Origin of the sequence: Streptomyces sp. NPDC050535 (assembly GCF_044457665.1) — a bacterium.
Taxonomy (GTDB): Bacteria; Actinomycetota; Actinomycetes; order Streptomycetales; family Streptomycetaceae; genus Streptomyces.
In genome coordinates this window covers 84,991-107,815 of sequence record NZ_JBITHE010000011.1, presented here as the reverse complement: position 1 = coordinate 107,815, position 22,825 = coordinate 84,991, and the positions used below count along the sequence as shown (strand labels likewise).

Here is a 22,825-nt window from a genome sequence, read left to right as displayed (position 1 = left end):
CCTCGGGAAGGTACGTACGACAGTCAGACGTGCTCAACGATCGTGTCGGTGAGGACCGGCGCGTGGTCCCGCTCCGCCGCGGTGACGGCGAGCTGGATCTCGCCGGGGCGGCGCCACATCCGGATGCGCAGGGTCTCGCCCGGGTAGACGACACCGGCGAAGCGGGTGATGTACGAGCGGACGCGGGTCACGTCCCCGCCGAGCAGTGTGTCGACGGCCGCCTTGAGGGTGATGCCGTACGTGCACAGCCCGTGCAGGATCGGCCGGTCGAACCCGGCGAGCTTGGCGAACTCGGGGTCGGCGTGCAGCGGGTTCCAGTCGCCGGAGAGCCGGTAGAGCAGGGCCTGGTCCTCGCGGACGGGACGGTCGACGGCCTTGTCCGGTGCGCCGGTCGGTGCTTCGGGGCGGGCGGAGGGGCCTCGGTCGCCGCCGAAGCCGCCTTCGCCCCGTACGAAGATCTGGGCGTCGTTCGTCCACAACGGGCCCTCGGTGTCCGCGACTTCGGTGCGCATGACGAGGATCGCGGCCTTGCCCTTGTCGTACACGGCGGCGATCCGCGAGGTGGTCGTCGCCCTGCCCTCGACCGGGATCGGGCGGTGCAGCGTCAGGTTCTGGCCGCCGTGCAGCACGCGGGCGAGGTCGACCTCGATGCCCTGCATGGAGAGGCCGCCGGTCACCGCCGGGCGGCCGGCGCCCGCGACGGTCGCGAAGCTCGGCAGGACGTGCAGCCTGGATTCCAGGGTGTAGCGCAGCTCGTCCGGGTCGGTGGCGGGGTTCCGCCGGTCGGGACTGGCACCCGCTCCGACACCGAGGTGGTAGAGCTGGACGTCCTTGTGACCCCAGGCGATCTCTCCGGTCCGGGGCTCGGCGGCAACGGCCTTGGCGGCGTCGATGGGCATGGGGCTCCTGAATCGCTCGTAATCGCCTGTGATCGCCTGTGATCGCCTGTGGAAAACCTCGGTACGGCCGTCCGCACCGGCGGCCGCACCGAGGTCGACACTGGGCCGCGGAACCCGCCCGTTCTAGAACGCGTTCCAGTCCGGCGACCCCTTGTATAGCCCAGCGCAGGGTAGTTGTGAAGACTCCTGACACCATGTCAGATCAGGGCGGGATCGACGGACGAGCGACGGGCCGTGACATTTGTCCCGGCCAAGTCCTTACAAACCCCTCTGCCGGTCGGCGCCCCTGGTCCGTAGCGTCGTCGTCATCGCATTCGACGACGGGGAGACGCGATGGCCGGGAAGAAGAAGCGGAACTGCCGCATCACGACACACGGGGAGTCCGCGCAGTCGCGGCCCGACGACCTGGGCCCGCCGCCCACCGGCTTCGCGATGCTGCCCTGGCTGCTGATGGGCATGGGCTCGTTCTCCAACCTCGTCCAGGGCAGGACACCGAACCCCCTGATCGGCGGTCTGGGCCTGTTCGCCTTCAACTCCCTCTACATCTACGTCGTGTTCCGCGCCTTCGGGAAGGAGACGCGGGAGGCCCGTTCCACCCGTGCGGCGCTCGTCCTGATGGCGCTGCTGACCTTCGGTCTCGCCGTCGGGTACGGCGGCACCTGGCTGTGGTTCTTCCCGCTGCTGGGCCTGGCCGTGGGCTCGGTGGTCAGGGGCAAGCCGCTCGGCCGGATCGCGTTCGGTCTGAGCGTGCTCGCGGGGGCCATCGGCTGGTTCCACGAGGGCTGGGACGCGGTCAACATCGCCTACGGCACCTTCCTGTCCACCGCGGTGACCGCCGCGATCCTCTCCCTCTCCGATGCCGTACGCGAACTGCGCGCGGCCCGCGAGGAGTTGGCACACCGTGCGGTGGAGAAGGAGCGCCTGCGTTTCTCCCGTGACCTGCACGACCTGCTCGGCCACACCCTTTCGGTGATCGTGGTGAAGTCGGAGGCGGCCCGCCGACTGGCCCACCGTGACCTGACCGCGGCCCTCGTCCAGGTCACGGACATCGAGTCGGTGGGGCGCCAGGCCCTCACGGAGATCCGCGAGGCGGTCACCGGCTATCGCGAGGGCAGCCTCGCCACGGAACTGGACGGCGCCCGCTCGGCGCTGTCCGCGGCCGGCGTCGAACCGGCCGTCCACCGGTCGGGCACACCTCTCGCGCCCCAGACCGAGGTCCTGCTCGGCTGGGTGGTCCGCGAGGCCGTCACCAACGTCGTACGGCACAGTGGCGCCGCCCATTGCGACATCACCGTCGACGGCACCTCCCAACGCGTCCGCCTGACCGTCACCGACGACGGCACCGGCCTCACCACCACCCTTGAGCCCGGCACCGGCATCACCGCCGCTGAGGAGCCCGGCACCGGCACCGGGCTCAAGGGCCTCGCGGAACGCCTCGCGGGAGCGGGAGGCTCGCTGGAGGCGGGGCCGGGCACACGCGGCGGATTCACGGTGTCGGCCGAGCTTCCGGTGGAACCGGTGGATCCGCTGGGCCGCAGGGATCCGGAAAACCGCCAGGATCCGGGGGACCGCGGAGAGCCATGGCCGTCGGCGGCACCCGAGCGGGGCGAGCAAGTCCGGCGAGGCAGGCGGGGCGGCCGAGGCAAGCGGCCTCAACCGGCCGAGCGGATCGAGCGGATCGAGCGGATCGAGCAGCGGTAGCGGGCCCGGACCGCACCTCTCTGCGCCGGGCCGTGAAGGCTCGGTCTCGGGCCGCGCCCGCTCGGAGTCGGACCGTGAACGCCCGGTCCCGGACCGCGAACGCCCAGTCCCGGACCGCGAACTCTCAGCCGCCCGGCGTCAGCACGATCCGCTGCCCAGCCGACGTACGCGTACCCCACGCCTCCTCAACCCGGGAAAGAGGCAGCGCGAGGGAATCGACCGCCAGGGTTCCGGCGGCGATCTCCGCGGCGAGGGCGGGCAGTTCGGCAACGATCCCGGCGGTGGTGACCGACCCCTGGCCACTCCCCATGATCTGGAGGTTCGCCGCGCGCAGCAAGGCGGAGGGCAGGGTGATCTCCGCGCCGGCCACCGCGCCGATCTGGATCCAGGCCAGCGGCTTGGCGCGGTCGGGGCGGGCCAACAGCAGTGCCGGCATGGCGTGTTCGGCGGCCGGGCCCCACAGGTAGTCGATGACCACGTCCGCGTCGCCCGCGCTCCGGCCGAGTTGGTCGGCGACCTTGTCGGGGTCGCCCAGCAGGGAGACGGTCTCGTCCGCGCCGAGGCCCGGCAGCAGTTCCAGGCGCTCGGCGTCGCGGCCGGCGCCCACGACATGGGCGGCGCCGAGGTGCTTGGCGATCCGGACGGCGAGCTGTCCGGCGTTGCCGGTCGCGCCCAGGACCAGCACGCGGGCGCCCGGCGTGAGCGTGACGCGGCGGCGGAGGGCGACCCAGGAGGACATACCGGGGTTCATCGCGGCGGCCACCGCGACCGGGTCGGTGCCGGCCGGCAGGGTGATGGCCCGGCGGCGGTCGACGACGGCCTGCTCGGCCATGGTGCCCGGTCCGGTGTCCGGGGCGACGAAGTAGAGCAGCTCGCCCCGCGCGGTACGGCCGACCCCGTCGATGCCGGGAACCATCGGCAGCACGCCGTCGGCGGTGTAGTGCGTGCCGTTGGCGTCGGAACGCACCCGGGGGTGGAGACCGGCGGCCAGGACATCCACCAGGATCTGGTGTTCCCCGGCGGGCCGGGGCGTGTCGACGGTGTCGAAACGGGGCGGGGCGTCGAAGGAACGAACGACGGCTGCGTGCATGGTTGGCCTCCTGGATCGAGCGAACACCCGTGTCGGGTTCGGGAGAGAACACGTACCGGCCGGTTTCGGGTGAGCCCACGTACCGGCTGCTTCGAGCGAGCACCGTGCCGCTTCGGGTGGGCACCCCGTACCGGCTCGCATCACGCACCGCTCACCGATCACCTCGTACGCGATATAGTTTGTGCCACGTACTAATCCGAAGGTAGTTTGTGCCACGTACCAAGTCAAGCGGAGGCTCCACGATGACCCCGAGTTCCCCCACGAAGGACCCGGCCGACCCGGCACCGGACGGCCAGGGCCCGACCCCGGCCCGGACGGCCGATTTCGTCGTCGGCGTCAGATCCGATGAACCGCTGGACACCATGGACGCCCTCGTCCAGCTGTCGTTCCTGGTCCAGGGCGTCCTGACCCGCGTCGCCGCCGAACACGACCTCTCCCTGATCCAGGTCCGCCTGCTCGGCATCCTGCGCGACCGCCGGCCCGGCATGCTGGAGCTGGCCCGCCATCTGGGCCTGGACAAGTCCTCCATGACCGGCCTGGTCACCCGGGCGGAGAAACGCGGCCTGGTCCAGCGACTGCCCTCACCCGAAGACGGCCGCGCCGTCCTGGTCGGCCTCACCGAGCCGGGCCACCGGCTCACCGCGGAGTGCGCCACCGAGGTGGAGCGGCGGATCACCGCCCTGACCGAGCCCCTGACCCCCGCAGAACACACCCAGGTCCGCGCCCTGGCCACGAAGCTCCTGCGGCGCCCGGGCCATACGCTGACCCCGTGAACGAGATGCCCCGGGACCACCGGCCCGCCAGGTCCATTCGCGTGCTGCTCGCCGAGGACCAGGGGATGATGCGGGGCGCGCTCGCCCTGCTGCTGGGGATGGAGGCGGACATCCAGGTGGTGGCGCAGGTGTCGGCGGGGGACGCGATCGTGGACGCGGCGCTGATCCACCGGCCGGATGTGGCGCTGCTGGACATCGAGCTGCCGGGGATGAGCGGGCTGGACGCGGCGGCCGAACTGCGGGACCAGGCGCCCGACTGCCGGGTGCTGATCCTCACGACCTTCGGGCGGCCCGGGTATCTGCGGCGGGCGATGGAGGCGGGGGCCGCCGGGTTCCTCGTCAAGGACGGGCCCGTGGAGGAGCTCGCCGAGGCGATTCGCCGGGTGCTGACCGGCGAGAAGGTCATCGATCCGGCGCTCGCCGCGGTCGCGCTGAGCGCCGGGCCCAATCCGCTCACCGCCCGCGAGTGCGACGTACTGAACGCCTCGGTGGACGGCGCCACCGTCTCCGACATCGCGGGCAGGCTGCACCTCTCCGAGTCGACCGTCCGCAACTACCTCTCCTCCGCCATCGGCAAGACGAACACCCGCAACCGCATGGAGGCCATGCGGGAGGCGCGGCAGCAGGGGTGGCTGTAGCCGCCGGGCGACTTTCCCGCACGCTTGACGGCTGGTCAGATCCCCATGGCTGGGTCAAGAATTCGTTAGTGGGCCGAAGCATCGGAATAGTTGCCCGGGCACACCGGGTTCACCTTGCACGTATCCCGCACGTATCCCGCACGGATGCCCCGCACGGACGACCCCGCTCGCCTGCGAGCACTCCTTCTCTCTTCGGCCTGGAGGCCTCACGTAATGACGCACACGACGACCGAACAGCCCACGCGGAGGCCGAGCGGCGCGATCGTGCCGGTGCTCGCCTTCGCGGGCATCGTTGTCGCGGTGATGCAGACCCTGCTGGTGCCGGTCATCAAGGACCTGCCGGAGCTGCTCGGCACCGCGCCCAGCAACGCCACCTGGGTGATGACCTCGACCCTGCTCGCGGGCGCCGTGGCCACGCCGATCATGGGCCGGCTCGGTGACCTGTACGGCAAGCGGCGGATGCTGCTCCTGAGCCTGTCCGTGATGGTCGTGGGCTCGCTGATCGCCGGTTTCACCAGCCAGCTCCTCGTGATGATCGTCGGCCGTTCGCTCCAGGGCTTCGCGATGGGCGCGATACCGCTGGGCATCGGCCTGATGCGCGACATGCTGCCCCGCGAGAAGCTCGGCTCGGCGATGGCCCTGATGAGCTCCTCGATCGGTGTCGGCGGCGGTCTCGCGCTGCCGGTCGCGGCCCTGGTCGCGCAGCACGCCGACTGGCACGCCCTCTTCTTCCTCGCCGCCGGTCTCGGCGTCGTCTCGATCGTCCTCACCCTCGTCGCCGTACCGGAGTCCCCGATGCGCGCGAAGGGCACCTTCGACGTCCTCGGCGCGATCGGGCTCTCGGCGGGCCTCATCCTCTTCCTGCTGCCGATCACCAAGGGCAGCGACTGGGGCTGGACCTCGGTCACCACCCTCGGCCTGTTCGGTGCCGCGGCTGTCGTCCTGCTCCTGTGGGGCGTGATGGAGCTGCGCGTGAAGGCCCCGCTGGTGGACCTGCGCACCACGGCCCGTCGCGCGGTGCTGTTCACCAACCTCGCCTCGATCATGGTCGGCGTCGCCTTCTACGCCGTCTCCCTCGTCCTGCCGCAGCTCCTCCAGCTGCCCAGGTCCACCGGCTACGGTCTTGGCCAGTCGATGGTCGTCGCGGGCCTGTGCGTGGCCCCGCTCGGCCTGACGATGATGTTCACGGCGCCGGTGTACGCCAGGATCTCCGCCAAGTACGGCCCCAAGGTCACCCTGATCCTCGGCATGCTGATCATCGCGATCGGCTACGGCGCGGGCCTCGGCCTGATGAGCGCCGCCTGGCAGACCATCATCATCGCGGTCGTCCTGGGCGCCGGTATCGGCCTCGCGTACTCCTCGCTCCCCGCACTGATCGTCGGCGCGGTCCCCGCCTCGGAGACCGGCGCGGCCAACGGCCTCAACACCCTGATGCGTTCGATCGGTACGTCGGTGTCCAGTGCCGTCATCGGCATGGTGCTGGCCAACACGGCGAACAACGTCGGCGGGGTCGCCGTCCCCACCATGCACGGCTTCCGGGTCTCCTTCCTGATCGCCACGGGCGCGGTGGCCGTCGGCCTGCTGATGGCCCTCTTCCTGCCGCGCGGACGCCCGGCGACCGCGCCGCGACTGCGCGCCAGCAGCGAGGAGGACGCCGCGCTGGAGCGGGCGCAGGAGATCCTCGGCGGCTTCCGCGGCCGGGTCCTGGACGCCGGCGGCGACCCCGTCGCCCGCGCCAAGGTCACCCTCATCGACCGGCGCGGCCGTCAGGCGGGCGCGACGCTCTCCGCGGAGGACGGCAGCTACGCGCTCGCCGTGCCGACCGAGGGCGCGTACGTCCTGGCCGCCAAGGCCACCGGACACGGCCCGCTCGCCTCCTCGGCGACGCACGCCGGGGACGACCGTCCGGTCGACCTGGACCTGGCCCTGCCCGGCGAACCCGTCCGCGCCTGACCTGCCCGTCCACCCCGCACCCCCGACGCCCCCGCGACGGGGGTGTTGGTGCACCATGGGGCGCCCACAGACACGTACGAACCGGAGGACCCCCATGCCCGCGGCACCCGAGCCCGAGATCCTCGCAGCCTTCGAGGCGGCCAAGGGGTTCATGCCCACGGGCGAGGGGCTCGCGCTGTACGAGGCGGCGGTCGAGGCGGGCCGGCTGGGGCTGCCGCTTCTCGAGGTGGGCACGTACTGCGGGCGCTCCGCCCTGCTGCTCGCCGACGCGGCGCGGGCTGCCGGGGTCACGGCGATCACCGTCGACCACCACCGGGGCAGCGAGGAGCAGCAGCCGGGCTGGGAGTACCACGACCCGCAGACGGTGGACCCGGAGCTCGGCCTGATGGACACCCTGCCGACCTTCCGCCGCACGCTCCACAAGGCGGGCCTGGAGGACCACGTGGTCGCGGTCGTCGGCCGCTCGCCGCAGATCGCCGCGTTCTGGAACTCGCCCCTCGGCCTGGTCTTCGTCGACGGCGGTCACACCGACGAGCACGCGTCCGGCGACTACGAGGGCTGGGCACCGCATGTCGCCGAGGGCGGCCTCCTGCTGATCCACGACGTGTTCCCGGACCCGGTCGACGAGTTCACCGGCCAGGCTCCCTACCGCGTCTACCTCCGGGCCCTGGAGTCCGGCGCGTTCACGGAGGTCTCGGCGACGGACTCGCTGCGGGTGCTGCGGCGCACGGGGGCGGGGATCTGAGGCGCGGGTTCGCCCGTACAGGGTCGGCGGGACTCAGGCCCGGGCCCGCCCGCACAGAACCCGGGATCTGACGCGCGGGCCCGCCCGCACAAGGTCGACGGGCCTCGGGCCCGAGTCCGTCCGTGTGGAAAAGGGCTGGAGGCGGGCGTGGTCGTCGTGTTCACATGACGGCATGGTGCCTGCCGACCGACTGGCGGCCTTCGCGGCCATGTCGCTCCTGCTGATCGTGATACCCGGCCCCAGCGTGCTGTTCGTGATCGGGCGCGCGCTGGCGCAGGGCCGCCGCGCCGCGCTGACGACGGTCGCGGGGAACACGCTCGGGGCGTACGTCCTCGTCGTCGCGGTGGCTTTCGGGGTCGGGGCCGTGGTGGAGCGCTCGGTGCTCGTCTTCACGGCGCTGAAGCTGGTGGGCGCCGCCTACCTGGTGTACCTCGGTGTGCGGGCGGTGCGCCAACGCCGTTCACTGCACGCCGCGTTCACCGGTGAGGGTCCGGCGCACGGCGGGCTGCGGACACTCTGGGAGGGGTTCGCGGTCGGCGTGGCCAACCCCAAGACCATCGTGTTCTTCGCCGCCGTACTGCCTCAGTTCGTCGACCGGAGCCAGGGCCACGTCACGGCTCAGATGCTGCTGCTCGGTCTGGTCTTCAACGTGATCGCGGTGGTGTGCGACAGCGTGTGGGGGCTGGTCGCGGCCACCACCCGGAGCTGGTTCGCCGGTTCGCCGCGGCGGCTCGCGATGGTCGGCGGAGTCGGCGGGCTCACGATGATCGGCCTCGGCGTGACGGTCGCCGCGACGGGCCGCAAGGACTAGGACCTGCCCGGACGGAGTTCGGGTCCCCTCGAGTGCCGGGCACCCCGCGGAACGCCCGGTGCGCCGACCCGTAGGGTGGCATCCGTGTCGTACGTAGGTCCTGACTTCGATCCTCCCCGCCCGCGCCGCTCCCGACGGCGGCTGCTTACCGTGGCGGTCGCCGCGCTGGTGCCGGGTGCGCTGGCCGGATGGCTGCTCTGGCTGGCGTTGGACGACGAGTCCGACGGCGGCGCCGCGGCGCGGCAGACGCCGGGGGCGGCCTCCTCCGCGGGCGGAGCCGCCACCGAGTCCCCCGCCGGATCCCCGACCGCGCCGGCCACGGACGACGGCAAGCAGCCGAGCCCCTCGAACGCCACGTCGTCCGCGCCCGCCGCCACCCCCCTCAAGGGCAAGATCGTCGTCATCGACCCGGGGCACAACCCCGGCAACTTCCGGCACACGGCCGAGATCAACCGCAAGGTGGACATCGGCACGAACTCGAAGGAATGCGACACAACGGGTACGGCGACCAACTCGGGCTACACGGAGGCGCAGTTCACGCTCGACGTGTCGCGGCGGCTGCGCACGATCCTGCAACAGCAGGGCGCCACCGTGAAGTTCACCCAGAACGACGACCGTTCCTGGGGTCCCTGCGTCGACGAGCGGGCAGAGATCGGCAACAAGGCGCACGCCGACGCGGCGATCTCGATCCACGCGGACGGCTCCGGCGCCGGCAACCGCGGTTTCCACGTGATCCTTCCCGGGCCGGTCCACGAGGGCGCCGCCGACACCCGCCCGATCGTCGCCCCGTCCCGTGAACTCGGTGAACGCGTCGCGGGCAGTTTCGCCCGCGAGACCCGCACCGCACCCTCCAACTACATCGGCGACGGCACCGGCCTCGACGTCCGCACGGATCTCGGCGGTCTCAATCTGTCAACGGTTCCCAAGGTGTTCATCGAGTGCGGCAACATGCGCGACAGCAAGGACGCCGCCCTGCTGACCAGCGACGCCTGGCGGCAGAAGGCGGCACGTGGGATCTCTGAGGGAATCGTGAGTTTCCTGCGCGAGTGACGATCAGTGCGCTGAACCGGGCGGACACCCCGGCGGGGCGGGCGATAGTGTCGTCCCTACGATGAGGGGCCACCCCCGCGCTTCACACCAGGGCCTTACGAGGACATGGTGAACAGCGACGCCCCACCGACGACGAGACGACCTACGAAGGACCGACTGAAGTGAATATCCGCTCTCTCACTCGAGGCGACGGCGTGGTGATCGGAGCAGCGGTGTTGCTCCTGATCGCGTCGTTCCTCGGCACCTACGACACCTCCGGCGACGACGTCCCCAATGCCTGGGACAACCTGGGTCTCCTGATGAGCGTGTACGTCGGGGGCATCATCGGTGCGGCTCTGATCGTTGTCGCGCGCGCGCTCCCACAGCCGCGCAAGATCATCGGGCTCGACCTCGGTCAGCTCGGGGTGGCCCTGACGATCTTCGCCGCGTGGACCGCGCTCTGGACGATCTTCGATCCGCTGGGCGCGTTCAGCGACAGCCTCGGCTCCGCGGACATCGACACGGGCATGGGTCTGATCCTCGGCCTGCTCGCCGCTCTGGTCCTGGCCGGCGCCGCGATCGCCACCCCGCTCGTCCCTGCCCTGACCGCCGCCCTCCTCCCCGCCCCCAAGCCCGCCGCCCCCCAGCCCTACGGCGGTCAGCCCCAGGGTGGATACGGCTACCCGGGCGCCCAGCAGCCCGGCCAGCCGGGCCAGCCCTACGGCGGTCAGCCGCAGACGGGCCAGGGCCAGCCGTTCGCCGGCCAGCCCAGCCAGCCGCAGCAGGCGCCGACCCCGCAGGTGCAGCAGCCGGCCGGGGACTTCTCCCCGTTCTGGTTCGCGGTGCCGGTGCCGCGTCCGCTGTACTCGGAGGACGGTTCGCCGACGCCGATCGCCGAACTGGCGCCCGGCACCTGGTACCTGGCCGTCGAGCAGCGCGGCCCGAGCCTGGTGGCGCAGACCCAGGACGGCCGTCGTGGCGTCCTTCAGGACACCAGCGGCATCCAGCGCGGCTGACGTCCGCGTCCCGTTCATCCAGCACGGCCCCTCGCCCTTCCGGGCGGGGGGCCGCTGTCGTAGGCTCACCCGGTTGGTAGTTGACGAACCGTCAGAACTCGGTTCCTGGAGGCGACATGCGGCTCGGTCTCGCACTCGGCTACTGGGGACGCGGCCCCTCCGCCGACCATGTACCGCTCGCGCAGGAGGCGGAGCGCCTCGGCTATCACTCCGTGTGGACCGCCGAGTCCTGGGGCAGCGACGCCTTCACCCCGCTGACCTGGATCGCCGCGCAGACGTCCCGCATCCGGCTCGGCACGGCCATCGCGCAGATGGCCGCCCGCTCCCCCACCACCACCGCGATGCACGCGCTCACGCTCGACCACCTCTCCGGCGGCCGCATGATGCTCGGCCTCGGTCTCTCCGGCCCGCAGGTCGTCGAGGGCTGGTACGGGCGCCCCTTCCCCAAGTCGCCGCTGACCGCGACCCGGGAGTACGTCGAGGTCGTACGCCAGGTTCTCAGGCGCGAGGCCCCCGTCGAACTGGACGGGCGCTTCCACTCCCACCCCTACCGGGGCGCCGACGGCACCGGACTCGGCAAGGCCCTCAAGTCCATCACGCATCCGCTGCGCGCCGAACTGCCCGTCCTGCTCGGCGCCGAGGGCCCGAAGAACATCGCCCAGACGACCCGGATCGCGGACGGCTGGCTGCCGCTGTACTGGTCGCCGACCCGCCCCCAGGCGTACGAGGCGTCGCTGGGCGACCTGCGCGAGGGGTTCCTCGTCGCTCCCATGGCCCGCGCCCACGTCTGCGACGACCTTGCCGAAGGCCTGCTGCCCGTCAAGGCCATGCTCGGCTTCTACATCGGCGGAATGGGCCACGCCGCGCGCAACTTCCACGCCGACCTGATGGCACGGATGGGCTTCGAGGAGGAGGCCCGGCGTGTCCAGGAGTTGTTCCTCGCCGGGCGACGCGAGGAGGCGGTACTCGCCGTGCCGGACGCCTTCGCCGACGAGATCTCCCTCGTCGGGCCGCGTGAACGCATCGCCGAGCGTCTGGAGTTGTGGCGGAAGGGTCCGGTGACCGATCTGCTCGTGCTCTCGCCCGACCCGCACACCCTCCGCGTCCTGGCCGAGCTCAACTCCTGACCGAGGGAAACCTCTGGCCGAGCTCAACTCCTGGCCGAAGGGCACCTCTGGCCGGGGGGGCGGCTCCTGACCGAGGGCAACCCCGTTCCACTCAGCGGAAGATGGCCACCGCGTCCACGGTCAGCTCCCCCGCCTCGCGGTTCCAGGTGCGCACCTTGCCCAGGCAGCGGGCCTGGAACTCCCCGCTGTAGTAGTCCTCGTCCTGGAACTCCTCGCGCACACCCGCCGCGGCGCAGGTGATCCTCACATGGGCCGACGGCTCTCCGGTGCCGTAGCGGGCGCGCAGGACGACGTCGCCGCCGGTGGAGGTGCGGGCGGTGAAGCTCCCGGTGACCGAGACGAACTCCGACATGACGGCGGTCAGCGGCACCCGGTCGTCGGCGCTGTCGCGCAGGCGGTCGCCGAGCGTCCGGTTGGGGACGAGGAGGCCGGTGGTGAGGTCGGCGTCCACGACCACGTCCTCCTTGCGCATCGTGTCCAGCAGCAGGCCGATCACCGTGATCGGCTCCTTCTGCTCCAGATACGTGGTGGTCCGCTCCCTCGCGACGCCGCCGTGGACCTCCCCTCCCCCGAACCCGAACTTGGTGAGCAGCCCGAAGCCCCTGCTGACGTTGGTCCGGTCGGCGACCTCCTGTTCGAGGGCCGCGGAGAAGCCCCCGGTCAGGTAGATGTCCATGACCCGCTGGTTGTGCAGGTAGAAGCACATGCCGTGGAAGGTGCGCCCGGGCCGGCGTCTGCGGCGCAGCAGGCCGAAGCGGACGAGGACATGGCGGACCAGGACGGCGAGACACCCGGCCGTCAGCAGCCAGACGGCCATCCACGGCCACCACAGGCCCCACCACTGGCTGTCAATGACACCCACGGATCTCCTTGAACGCGTCGGAGAGCGAAGAGGCGCCTGCGTCGACCATGCGGCCGCCGGTCGCGGACGCCGCCCGCTCGAGCGCCGCCGGGTCGGCCTCTCCGAATTGGACGGGGAAAGTGGGCACCGCGTCCACAGCGGTGCCGAGTTCTCCGTGGCGGCGCAGGAACTCCTGGTATCCGAGGCCCGAGTTGCTCTCGCCGTCCGTCATCAGCACGATCGCGACGGGCCGGTCCGGGGCCTCCTCGACGGCGTCGGCGGCTGTCCGGTAGCCACGGTCGAGCGCCGACCAGACGGCGGTGGAGTCGTCGAACCTGCCCTGGGAGACGAAGGAGTTGAGCGCGGTCAGATCATCGTCGTCGCGCACGGTCACCGTGCGTTCCGCCAGGACGTCCCCGCCGAACCGGACGACCGTGAGCCGTTCCCCCCGGTAGAAACGGGCGAACTTCCCGGTGGACGTCTTGTCGGCGCCGCTGAGCCCCGCGAACGCGGCACGCAGCTCGTCCATCCGTCTGCCGCGCATCGAGCCCGAGAAGTCCAGCAGGAACACCACCTGATCGGCGATGGGCCGCGCGGGATCCCCGTAGTCGGCGATCAGCCGCTCGACGATGGACAGTTGGTCGGGGAACGACAGCGCGTTGCCGACAGCGGCACGCAGCGGCGCGGACGGTGTGACGTCCTCGTTCACCGGGCGCCGCCAGGTCCGCTCCATCAGCTCGCGCTGGATGTCGTCGCGCAGCAGCCAGTCCACCACCGTGCGGTAGGCGGACCGCTGCCCGGGATCGAGCAGCAGCAGCGGGAAGTCGGACAGCACCATGCCGTCCTCGGGATAGATGATCTCCAGGGGCTCGCCGAGCTTCCCGGACGCGTTCAGCGACAGCAGCTCCGACTCGTGGGCGATCAGCGCGTCGGCCCCGCTCCGGTCGCGTACGTAGGTGTCGATGAGCTCCCTTGAGCTGGCGCCGGTGAGGGTCTGGCCCGAGCGGAAGCCGCGCAACCGGTCGCAGGAAACGTCCTGTTCGCGTAGCGCGCTGCCGGTTCCGGCGGCGGCCGTGGCGACCCCCACGAGCGCCGCGCGCCCGGTGTCGCTGCGCCCCGGGTGGGCCATCCCGAACCGCAGGGTGCCGTCGGCGGCGGCGTCCGCGAGGTCCGCCCAGGAGAGCCGGCCGCCCGGCACCCGGGAGCGCAGCCGGTCCGCGACGTCGGGGGTGAGGCCCACGACCACCGGAGAGCGCATGATCGGGGTCGACTCGGGGCGGGCCGCCCGCTGTCCGGCTTCCTGGAGCCGCAGCAGGAAGGAGCGGTCCGAGGCGAGCCAGGCCAGGTCGTACGAGGAGGTCTGCCCGGCGGCGGGCGGCTGCCCGGGGAGGTCGGCCGTGGCGGTGTAGTCGATGTCCAGCCCGATACCGGTGTCGTCCTTGAGCCGGTCCAACATCGGCTGGATGTCGGCGAGTTCGGGGCCGGCCAGGACGCGCAGGGTGATGTCGTCCCGGCCCGAGGAGCAGGCGTTGAGGGTGGCGGCGAGGAGGGTCACGCAGAGGGCCAGGACTCGCAGGCGCGGCCTCACGGGGATTCCGTCTCGGGCGGCGGGCAGTTGCCCACGTAGTTGATGATCTCCTCCAGGACGTTCAGGTCCGGTGCGTCGACCTTGGTCTGGTCGGGGTTCGCCGCCGGGACCTGTATCTCGTGCTCGTTCAGGAACGCGTTCAGCTGGTCGCTCGTCCCGTCCTCGCCGGAGAACCGTACGCGGAAGCCCAACTCGATGGCCCGCCGACGCAGTTCGGGGTCGGTCTCGATCAGCTCGGAGAGCTTGTCGCCCTTGTCGGTGAGGGAGATGAGCTGCGGTTCGGTGAGGGCGTAGGGGGTGGGGTAGAGCAGGACACGCCCGGTGTCCTGCTTCTGGTGCTTGCGCACGTGGTCGACCTGGTGGGCGAGGTACTGGTGCTCGTAGATCACGGTGACGGGCGCGATGCTCTCGCCGAGGGCGGAGAAGTAGCTCTCCGCCTGTTCGTCGGAGGCCATGCCCTGGAGGTTGATCAGCGGCTTGACCTGCCCGGCGAGTTCGAGAACCGCCTCCTCGGAGGTGGCGTCGAGATCCTGGCCCGCGGCGCTGTTCCTGGGGTCTTCCGTGCCCGGCGCCCGGTTGTGGTTCTTCACGAAGGCGAGAATGCTCAGGTAGGTGCCCGCGGCGTTCGACTCGCAGACACTCGAAGTGCGCACGAGGACACGGCCGTTGTTGCTCCGCTCGCTCGTGTCGCCGAAGCCGATGCCGTTCCAGGTCTCGCCGGCCTCGATCAGCGCGAGGAACTTGGCCATGTCGAGGTCGTAGTAGAGGGTCTCGGCGCTCCCGGCCCGCTGCGGGCTCGCCACTCCCCGTTTCCGCAGGGTCTCGGCGTAGTCCCGGAAGGTGCCGAGCACCAGCGGTGTGACGAAGGGGCGGGCCGAATCCACCGAGCGGTTCAGCTGGTCCAGGATCAGTCGCGCCGCGGGCTGCCCGGAGGGGAAGACGGCGTCCATGTTCTTCAGGGACTGGGTGGCGATGCCGCGTGAGCCGAGCCGGTGGATGTCGACGCGGATACCGTGCTTGAGCAGCAGCCGCCGCACTTCGGGGTCCCGGAAGAAGTCGGACTTGGAGGCCATCTTGGCCTCGATGGTGGTGATGTGCTCGAACGGCCGCAGGGCGTTGCCGGAGACGAGCAGTGAGAGGAGGCCGGCCAGGGCGAGGGGCATGGTGACGGCCACATGGCGCGGTAAGCGGCGCCGGACCCTCCGCCGGGTGGCCAGACGCGGTTCCTCGATGGTCAGCGGTCTGGCGTCGGTCACCGGCTTCTCCTGCCTCTCCCGAGGCCAGGATCATCAGGGACCATGCCGAACTCCCGGCCACCGGAGACCCAACTCCAGTCGAACCGGGAGCGAACGGCTGACTACTGATACACCGTCACAGAGGTTGCTCAGCCGGTGAGTTGGGAGGCGGACGGCACCTTGTCCGTCACCTCGGCGCCCGCGCTCTTCCCGGCGTCCTTCACGTTGTTGATGATGTCGTCGAAGGAGCCGACGACCGAGTCTGTCGAGTCGCCCTTGCGGAGCTTGGACGGCAGGTCCTTGAGTGCGTCGATGCCCGCCGTGAGCGGGGCGACGGCCTTCGCGAGCGCCGGGTCGCCCTGGGCGTTCTTGTTCGCGGCCTTGAGCCGGTTGTACGTGAACGCACCGGCCAGACCCGCCTTGACGAGGGCGAACCTGCGCCCCTCGGCGCCCTTCTTGAACTTGCCGGCCTTCCAGGGCTTCACGATCCACTGGTAGGTCGCGCCGGCCGCGAGCCCCGCGTTGGCCACGAAACGGGTCTTGGCGAACTTCTGCTTCTCGGCGGAGCTGGTGGGGGTCGGCGTGGCGGCCGCGACCACCGCGGCGGTGTCCTCGGTTCTGGTCTCACCGCCACAGGCGGTGGCACCGGCGAGCAGGGCGCAGCAGAGGGTGAGCGCCACGATCAGGCGCCGTATCGGTACGGGCACGGGATCCTCCGGAAGGGAACGGTCCTCCCGGTCCCGGGAGAACACGGCTCTACCAGCAGCCTCACCCGGTTCGCACAGTTGCGCCACTCAAGGTAATCCGTTGGGGTTTCATGCACGGTTCTCGGGCAACACGGGGGTCATGTCTCCTCGAAATCGCAACGGTTCAAACCAGGCGGGGAGGGTCATCGCGATCATCGCGGATGCGATGGCGTTCATCCTCGGTCTCTGGATCCTGATGTACCTACTGGACGCGAACCGCGCCAACGACCTGGTGCAGTTCATCCACAACGTGGCCGCCTGGCTGGCGGGCTGGTCCCGCGACCTGTTCACCTTCGACGAGGAGTGGGCACGCGTCGTCGCGGGCTATGGCCTGGCAGCCGTCGTGTACCTCTTCATAGGCCACGCCATCGCCAACCGTATGCACCGGCACTGACGCACAGGCACTGAGTACCCGCACCACCTGGACCCCAACTGTTCTGCTACCGGCAGCAGTCGGGGTCCAGGCCTGCCGGGAGGCGTTCGCCGCTGAAGACGGCGCACGTAGGCTCGTCACCGCCGAGCGCGGCGACGGCCAGCAGCAGCGAACCGGCTGTCCAACTGGTGAGTTCCTCGGGCCAGAGAGCCTGGTCCTCGTAGACGTATCCGGTCCAGTACAGGCCGGTCTTCGGATCGCGCAGGTGCTGGATCGACTGGAGAATCTCCAACGCGCGGTCGGATTCGCCCACGGCCCAGAGTGCCAGGGCGAGTTCGGCCGACTCACCGCCGGTCACCCACGGATTGGGGACCACACAGCGGACGCCCACCCCGGGCACCACGAAGCGGTCCCAGCCTTCCTCGATACGCGACTTGGCCTCGGCGCCGGTCAACGCGCCGCCGAGCACCGGGTAGTACCAGTCCATCGAGTAACGGTCCTTGTCGAGGAACCGCTCGGGGTGCCGGCGGATGGCGTGCCGCAGCGCGCCCACCGCCAACTCCCAGTCGGGCTGCGGCTCCTCACGCTGCTCGGCGATGGCGAGTGCGCAGCGTAGGGCGTGATGGATTGACGAACTCCCGGTCAGCAGCGCGTCGTTGACGGCTCGCCCGTCGGCCTCGCGCTTCCAGCCGATCTGCCCGCCGGGCTGCTGGAGCCGGAGCACGAACTCGATCGCCGCGTAGACGGTCGGCCACATCCGGTCCAGGAACGCGTCGTCGCCGGTCGCGAGGTAGTGGTGCCAGGCGCCCACCGCGACGTAGGCGCAGAAGTTGGTCTCCAGGCCGCGGTCGGTGACGTCCTCGAAGTTCCCGTCGGCGTACGCCGCGTACCAGGACCCGTCCTGGTTCTGATGGCGTGCCAGCCACTCGTAGGCGCGCTCCGCGGCCTCGTGCTCGCCCGCCGCGTCCAGCGCCATGGCCGCCTCGGTGTGGTCCCACGCGTCCAGGTGGTGCCCGCGGAACCACGGGATCGCGCCGTCCGGGCGCTGCACCGCGAGGATGCCGCGCACCGTGACGGCAGCCTCCTCCGCGGTGAGGACCCCGGGCAGGACGAGGTGTTCTGTCCGGGGAGTCGTCACCGGCCGGCCACCTCGGCGGACTCATCGGACTCCGCGGAGTCGACGGAACCAGTGGACTCGGCGGACTCCGCGGAGTCGACGGGCAGGTGCGGCTTGGTCGCGTAGGCCACGAAGCTCTTGCCGATGAGCGGGTTCAGCGCGTTCTCCGCGACCCGGGTGGCGAGCGGTTTCTTCATGATGTCCCAGACCAGGAGCTTGTGGTACGCCCGCACGGGCAGCGCCTTGTCGTTGTCGACGCCGAACGCGCACTTCAGCCACCAGTAGGGGCTGTGGAGGGCGTGCGCGTGATGGCTGCCGTACGGCCTGAGCCCGGCCTCCCTGATCTTCCTGAGGAGTTCGTCCGCCTTGTAGATGCGGATGTGGCCGCCCTCGACCTCGTGGTACGCGTCGGACAGCGACCAGCAGACCTTCTCGGGCCCGTAGCGCGGGACGGTGATCGCGATGCGGCCGCCCGGCCTGAGTACCCGGACCATCTCGGCGAGTACGCCCTTGTCGTCCGGGATGTGCTCCATGACCTCGGAGATGATCACGACGTCGAAGGACTCGTCGGGGAAGGGGAGGGCCAGGGCGTCGCCCTCCATGGCCGTCGCGGTGGCCCCGGCGGGAGCCTCGCCCGCCTCCTTCATCGCCGCGAACCACTTGGCGACCTCGCGGATCTCCTCGCCGTTCTGGTCCAGCGCGACCACCTGGGCGCCGCGCCGGTAGCACTCGAACGCGTGCCGCCCGGCACCGCATCCGAGGTCCAGTACGCGGTCGCCCGGGGCGAGCGGGAACCGGGAGAAGTCAACGGTCAGCACGTGGCCCTGCTTTCGCGATCGGGGGTGGGGGGTGCGGGGGGTGCCGTGGAGGCGGGGGTTGCGGGGGGTGCCGTGGAGGCGGGGGTTGCGGGGGTGCCTGTCGCGGGGGCGTCCGGCGCCGGGCCACCCGCCGCGGAGCGGTCTGGTGGCTGGGGCGCGGAGCGGTGAGTGCCTGCCGCGGAGCGGCTGGGGGGCGTGCTCGCGGAGCGGGCCATCGCCTCGCGGTAGTGGGTGACCGTGCCCTCGGCGGCGCGGGCCCAGGTGAAGCGGTCCAGTACGCGCGCGCGTCCGGCGGAGCCGAGTCGGGCTCGGAGTTCGGGGCTGCCCAGGACCCGGCTCAGCGCGGTGGCCAGCGCCCCCGAGTCGCCGGGGGGTACGGCGAGGCAGGTCTCCCCGTCGGGGCCCGCGACCTCCGGGATCGCCCCGCCGGTGGTGGCCACGAGCGGCGTCCCCGTCGCCATCGCCTCGGCGGCAGGCAGGGAGAACCCCTCGTACAGGGAGGGCACGCAGGCGACCTCGGCCGACCGTACGAGGTCGACGAGTTCGGCGTCGGAGATCCCCTTGACGAACTGGACGGCGCCTTCGAGGCCGTACCGCTCGATGGCCTGGGCGACGGGCCCGTCCTCGGCGCGCTTGCCGACGACGACGAGGTGCGCGCCGGGGTGCTCGGTACGCAACTTCGCGAGCGCCTCGACGAGGAAGACGAGCCCCTTGAGCGGCACGTCCGCGCTCGACGTGGTGACGATCCGCCCAGGGATCTGGGGCACCGCCGGATCGGGCGAGAAAAGATCGGTGTCGGCGCCGATGTGGACGACGTGGATGCGGTCGTCGCGGACGCGGAGGTGCTCGACGATCTCCTGGCGCGACGTGCCGGAGACGGTGAGCACGGACGGCAGGCGGCGCGCGACCCGCTTCTGCATGCGGGTGAAGGCGTACCACCGGCGGACCGACATGCGCCGCTTCCAGCCCGCGGCGGCGTCCAGCTCCAACTGCCGGTCGACGGTGATGGGGTGGTGGATGGTGGTGACCAGCGGGGCACCGACGTCCCCCAACAGCCCGTACCCGAGCGTCTGGTTGTCGTGGATGACGTCGAACTCACCGCGCCGGGCCAGCAGATGGCGCCGGGCACGCAGCGAGAAGGTCAGCGGCTCGGGAAAGCCGCCGGTCCACATCGTGCCGACCTCCAGCGCGTCGACCCAGTCGCGGTACTCGCCGGGCCCCGGGGTGCGGAAGGGGTCCGGCTGGCGGTACAGGTCGAGGCTGGGCAGCTCGGTGAGGCTCAGGGCGGGAAGGCCTTCGTCCAGCACCGGGTACGGCTGGGAGCCGATGACCTCGACCTGGTGTCCGAGCCTGGCGAGCTCACGCGAGAGATGCCGCACGTAGACGCCCTGGCCGCCGCAGAACGGGTTCCCCTTGTACGTGAGGAGCGCGATGCGCAACGGTCGTTCGCCGTCGGCGGCCGCGCCCTCCGCGGGGCCCGCCTCCATGGCCTCAGCGGTCACTCCCGGCCCCCTTCTCCCTGCACTTTCCCGCGAGATTACGCCGGGACGCTAATCTAGAACAAGTTTCAGACTTGATCGTTCAAGGAGCATTGAATCTACCGGCAGGTAGCGCCAGTGTGAGCGGTGGATCAGGTGATTCACGCCACGACCAGGTGGCAGGGTCGCCCGGTCCGCACGGCGGTCCAGAGCCCTGCCGTGCCGACTCGTCGCCCCTCTCGCCGATGTCACGGAATGTCACGGAACGGGAACCATGCCTGCGGAAGCCAAGGCGGACACGAACAACGCGCGACCGGACTCGGGGCCCGCCGCGCCGCACTCCCCGCGCGTCACCCCGCCGCCCCCCGCGCTCACCGCCTCTCCCCCGCTCACCGAGCGGCAGGAGGCGCGCCGCCGCAGGATCCTGCACGCGAGCGCGCAGCTGGCCAGCCGGGGCGGTTTCGACGCGGTGCAGATGCGCGAGGTCGCGGAGTCCTCGCAGGTCGCCCTCGGCACCCTCTACCGCTACTTCCCCTCGAAGGTCCATCTCCTGGTCGCCACCATGCAGGACCAGTTGGAACACATGCACGGCACCCTGCGCAAGAAGCCCCCGTCCGGCGACACGGCGGCCGACCGCGTCGCGGAGACCCTGATGCGGGCCTTCCGCGCCCTCCAGCGTGAACCGCACCTGGCCGACGCCATGGTCCGCGCGCTCACCTTCGCGGACCGCAGCGTCAGCCCTGAGGTCGACCAGGTCTCCCGGATGACCACGGTGATCATCCTCGACGCGATGGGCCTCGACGACCCCACCCCGGCCCAGCTCTCCGCCGTCCGCGTCATCGAACACACCTGGCACTCGGCCCTCATCACCTGGCTCTCCGGCCGGGCCTCCATCGCCCAGGTCAAGATCGACATCGAGACGGTCTGCCGCCTGATCGACCTGACGGACCCGGGCGACCGGCACTGACTCCCACAGGGGACCGGCTACTCCTCGGGCGGGAACACCGGCTCCCCGCTCCCCAGCAGGGTGATCATGATCGCCTCCACCGGGCACCCCTCCGCCGCCCCGAGGATCTTCTCGTTGGCGTCGGGCTCCGGTTCCGAAGGGTGGGACTGCATGCCACTGTCGAGGCGGAACGCGCCCGGTGCGAGGTGGACGCACTGGGCAGAGCCGATGCAGACGGAGCGGTCGACCTCGACCTGCCAGCGGTCGCCCATCCCTACGCCTCCCAGCCGGCCGGCAGGTGGATCATCTTGTGCTCCAGGAACTCGCCGAAGCCCTCGGGCCCGAACTCCCGCCCCAGGCCTGAGTTCTTGTAGCCGCCGAAGGGGCCGAGCATGTCGAGGCTGAAGGTGTTCACGTTGTACGTGCCGGTACGGACCCGGCGGGCGACGTCGATGCCGTGTGCGACGTCCGCCGTCCAGACGCTGCCGCTCAGCCCGTAGTCGGAGTCGTTGGCGATCTTCAGCGCCTCGGCCTCGTCGCCGTAGGGGAGCAGGCAGATCACCGGGCCGAAGATCTCCTCACGGGCGATCCGCATGGAGTTGTCGACGTCGCCGAAGAGAGTCGGCTCGACATACCAGCCGTGGTCCAGGCCGGGCGGACGGCCGCCGCCGGTGAGGATCTTGGCGCCCTCCTCCTGGCCGATGCGGATGTAGTCGAGGTTGCGCCGCTGCTGCCGTTTCGCGACCAGCGGGCCCACCTGGGTCGCCGGGTCCAGCGGGTCCCCGACGACCAGCGCGCTCGCCGCCGCCGCGAAGGCGTCCGCGAACTCGTCGTAGCGCGAGCGCGGCACCAGGATGCGGGTCTGGGCGACGCACGCCTGGCCGTTGTTCATCCAGGCCGCCGAGACGATCCCGGGGACGGACGTCGCGATGTCCGCGTCCGGCAGGACCACCGCCGCCGACTTTCCGCCCAACTCCAGTGTCACGCGGGTGAGGTTGCGCGAGGCGACCTCCATCACGCGCCGGCCCGCCTCGACGGAACCGGTGAAGGACACCTTGTCGATCCCGGGGTGCCCGACGAGGTACTCGCTCACCTCGCGGTCCGCCGGGAGGATCGACAGCACGCCCTCCGGCAGTCCGGCCTCCTTCGCGATCTCCCCCAATAGGTAGGCGTCCAGGGGTGTTTCGGGCGACGGCTTCAGTACGACGGTGCAGCCGGTCAGCAGCGCGGGCGCGAGCTTGGCGGCGGCCACGAACTGCGGCACGTTCCACGGGACCACGGCCGCCACGACACCCACCGGCTCCCGCCGGACGAGGATCTTCCCGAGGACTCCGTCGCGTGTCTCCTCGTACGTGAAGCCGCGGGCGACGGTGATCGCCGCGTCCCACACCATCATCGCGCCGAGGGCCTGCGCGAGGACGCTCCAGGAGTACGGGGAGCCGTTCTCGGAGGAGATGACGCGGGCGATCTCCTCGTGCCGTACGGCGATCCCGTCCTTGATCCGGGTCACCACCTCGATCCGCTCGTCGAGGCTCATCCGCGGCCAGGGCCCCTCGTCGAAGGCCTGCCGCGCGGCGGCGACGGCCCGGTCGACGTCCGCCGTCGAGGCGTGCGGCACTCGCCCGATGACCTCTTCCGTGTGCGGCGAGATCACCTCGATGACGTCCTTGCCCAGGGGGTCCGTCAACTCCCCGCCTATGAACAGCTGTCCGTGTTCCACGAGCTCGGTCATGGCCGACTGCCTCCCCAGGGAGTTTCTCTGACGATGCATCAGATGACTAGAACTGATACCAGTTCCGGTGAAGGGAGTCCACGGGTCGGACTCTTCGGAAGGACAGTCGACTTGGGCTCCCATTGGAACTGGTTCTAGTTATAGTTGGCCGGTATCCGGGACGCGGCGA

Annotated in this window: 22 protein-coding genes; 11 read left to right on the top strand and 11 right to left on the bottom strand. The window is 71.0% G+C overall.

Translation table 11 applies throughout. The features are described from left to right. Window positions 1-23: 23 nt before the first annotated feature. A complete protein-coding gene (locus tag ACIBLC_RS24345) occupies window positions 24-899 on the bottom strand; it encodes a MaoC/PaaZ C-terminal domain-containing protein (protein ID WP_399213275.1) in 876 nt (291 codons plus the stop codon). Between the two features lie 432 nt (window positions 900-1,331). Between ACIBLC_RS24345 and ACIBLC_RS24340 the strand changes: the two genes are divergently transcribed. Then, window positions 1,332-2,600, top strand: coding sequence for a sensor histidine kinase (locus ACIBLC_RS24340; RefSeq protein WP_399213427.1), 1,269 nt, complete (start codon window positions 1,332-1,334; stop codon window positions 2,598-2,600). A 124-nt stretch (window positions 2,601-2,724) separates the two neighbouring features. On the opposite strand, the gene ACIBLC_RS24335 is transcribed toward ACIBLC_RS24340, so the two are convergent. Beyond that, window positions 2,725-3,690 carry a zinc-binding alcohol dehydrogenase family protein gene (locus ACIBLC_RS24335; protein WP_399213274.1) on the bottom strand — a complete coding sequence of 322 codons (966 nt, stop codon included), beginning with the start codon at window positions 3,688-3,690 and terminating at the stop codon, window positions 2,725-2,727. 242 nt (window positions 3,691-3,932) lie between these two features. On the opposite strand from ACIBLC_RS24335, the gene ACIBLC_RS24330 reads away from it, so the two are divergent. The 8 genes from ACIBLC_RS24330 (at window position 3,933) to ACIBLC_RS24295 (ending at window position 11,782) form a co-directional block, all read left to right on the top strand. Beyond that, window positions 3,933-4,463 (top strand): MarR family winged helix-turn-helix transcriptional regulator, encoded by a 531-nt coding sequence (locus ACIBLC_RS24330; RefSeq protein WP_399213273.1) that lies wholly within the window; start codon window positions 3,933-3,935, stop codon window positions 4,461-4,463. Between the two features lie 5 nt (window positions 4,464-4,468). Then, window positions 4,469-5,101 (top strand): response regulator, encoded by a 633-nt coding sequence (locus ACIBLC_RS24325; RefSeq protein ID WP_399213426.1) that lies wholly within the window; start codon window positions 4,469-4,471, stop codon window positions 5,099-5,101. Window positions 5,102-5,314: 213 nt separating this feature from the next. After that, on the top strand, window positions 5,315-7,054 hold the full coding sequence (locus tag ACIBLC_RS24320) for an MFS transporter (RefSeq protein ID WP_399213272.1): 1,740 nt from the start codon (window positions 5,315-5,317) through the stop codon (window positions 7,052-7,054). A gap of 94 nt (window positions 7,055-7,148) precedes the next feature. Further along, a complete protein-coding gene (locus tag ACIBLC_RS24315) occupies window positions 7,149-7,799 on the top strand; it encodes a class I SAM-dependent methyltransferase (RefSeq protein ID WP_399213271.1) in 651 nt (216 codons plus the stop codon). A gap of 172 nt (window positions 7,800-7,971) precedes the next feature. Further along, window positions 7,972-8,610, top strand: coding sequence for a LysE family translocator (locus ACIBLC_RS24310; protein ID WP_399213270.1), 639 nt, complete (start codon window positions 7,972-7,974; stop codon window positions 8,608-8,610). Window positions 8,611-8,694: 84 nt separating this feature from the next. Continuing rightward, a complete protein-coding gene (locus ACIBLC_RS24305; protein WP_399213269.1) occupies window positions 8,695-9,660 on the top strand; it encodes an N-acetylmuramoyl-L-alanine amidase in 966 nt (321 codons plus the stop codon). Between the two features lie 161 nt (window positions 9,661-9,821). Then, a complete protein-coding gene (locus ACIBLC_RS24300; RefSeq protein ID WP_399213268.1) occupies window positions 9,822-10,655 on the top strand; it encodes a hypothetical protein in 834 nt (277 codons plus the stop codon). Between the two features lie 116 nt (window positions 10,656-10,771). Then, entirely contained in the window at window positions 10,772-11,782 is a 1,011-nt protein-coding gene (locus ACIBLC_RS24295; RefSeq protein WP_399213267.1) for an LLM class F420-dependent oxidoreductase, read from the top strand. 91 nt (window positions 11,783-11,873) lie between these two features. Here ACIBLC_RS24295 and ACIBLC_RS24290 read toward each other — a convergent pair whose 3' ends face one another. The 4 genes from ACIBLC_RS24290 to ACIBLC_RS24275 form a co-directional block, all read right to left on the bottom strand. Continuing rightward, window positions 11,874-12,644: a hypothetical protein gene (locus ACIBLC_RS24290; protein ID WP_399213266.1), complete on the bottom strand. Its 771-nt coding sequence runs from the start codon at window positions 12,642-12,644 to the stop codon at window positions 11,874-11,876. Next, a complete protein-coding gene (locus tag ACIBLC_RS24285; protein WP_399213265.1) occupies window positions 12,631-14,211 on the bottom strand; it encodes a VWA domain-containing protein in 1,581 nt (526 codons plus the stop codon). Before ACIBLC_RS24285 ends, ACIBLC_RS24290 begins: the two co-directional genes overlap by 14 nt. Next, entirely contained in the window at window positions 14,208-15,467 is a 1,260-nt protein-coding gene (locus ACIBLC_RS24280; protein WP_399213264.1) for a hypothetical protein, read from the bottom strand. Before ACIBLC_RS24280 ends, ACIBLC_RS24285 begins: the two co-directional genes overlap by 4 nt. 128 nt (window positions 15,468-15,595) lie before the next feature. After that, window positions 15,596-16,153 (bottom strand): hypothetical protein, encoded by a 558-nt coding sequence (locus tag ACIBLC_RS24275; RefSeq protein WP_399213263.1) that lies wholly within the window; start codon window positions 16,151-16,153, stop codon window positions 15,596-15,598. A 139-nt stretch (window positions 16,154-16,292) separates the two neighbouring features. Here ACIBLC_RS24275 and ACIBLC_RS24270 point away from each other — a divergent pair, with 139 nt between their 5' ends. Next, window positions 16,293-16,586 carry a hypothetical protein gene (locus tag ACIBLC_RS24270; RefSeq protein ID WP_399213262.1) on the top strand — a complete coding sequence of 98 codons (294 nt, stop codon included), beginning with the start codon at window positions 16,293-16,295 and terminating at the stop codon, window positions 16,584-16,586. 46 nt (window positions 16,587-16,632) lie between these two features. On the opposite strand, the gene ACIBLC_RS24265 is transcribed toward ACIBLC_RS24270, so the two are convergent. The 3 genes from ACIBLC_RS24265 to ACIBLC_RS24255 are packed head-to-tail and all read right to left on the bottom strand — an operon-like array spanning window position 16,633 to window position 20,002. Further along, window positions 16,633-17,703, bottom strand: coding sequence for a prenyltransferase/squalene oxidase repeat-containing protein (locus ACIBLC_RS24265; protein ID WP_399213261.1), 1,071 nt, complete (start codon window positions 17,701-17,703; stop codon window positions 16,633-16,635). Beyond that, entirely contained in the window at window positions 17,700-18,500 is an 801-nt protein-coding gene (locus ACIBLC_RS24260; protein ID WP_399213260.1) for a class I SAM-dependent methyltransferase, read from the bottom strand. Before ACIBLC_RS24260 ends, ACIBLC_RS24265 begins: the two co-directional genes overlap by 4 nt. Continuing rightward, window positions 18,494-20,002 carry a glycosyltransferase family 4 protein gene (locus tag ACIBLC_RS24255; protein WP_399213259.1) on the bottom strand — a complete coding sequence of 503 codons (1,509 nt, stop codon included), beginning with the start codon at window positions 20,000-20,002 and terminating at the stop codon, window positions 18,494-18,496. The genes ACIBLC_RS24260 and ACIBLC_RS24255 overlap by 7 nt, the downstream gene beginning before the upstream one ends. A 250-nt stretch (window positions 20,003-20,252) precedes the next feature. On the opposite strand from ACIBLC_RS24255, the gene ACIBLC_RS24250 reads away from it, so the two are divergent. Next, entirely contained in the window at window positions 20,253-20,945 is a 693-nt protein-coding gene (locus ACIBLC_RS24250) for a TetR family transcriptional regulator (protein ID WP_399213258.1), read from the top strand. 17 nt (window positions 20,946-20,962) lie between these two features. Here ACIBLC_RS24250 and ACIBLC_RS24245 read toward each other — a convergent pair whose 3' ends face one another. Beyond that, window positions 20,963-21,196, bottom strand: coding sequence for a ferredoxin (locus ACIBLC_RS24245; protein ID WP_399213257.1), 234 nt, complete (start codon window positions 21,194-21,196; stop codon window positions 20,963-20,965). A 2-nt stretch (window positions 21,197-21,198) separates the two neighbouring features. Continuing rightward, complete coding sequence (locus ACIBLC_RS24240) at window positions 21,199-22,656, bottom strand: aldehyde dehydrogenase (protein ID WP_399213256.1); 1,458 nt, start codon at window positions 22,654-22,656, stop codon at window positions 21,199-21,201. Between the last annotated feature and the right edge of the window lie 169 nt (window positions 22,657-22,825).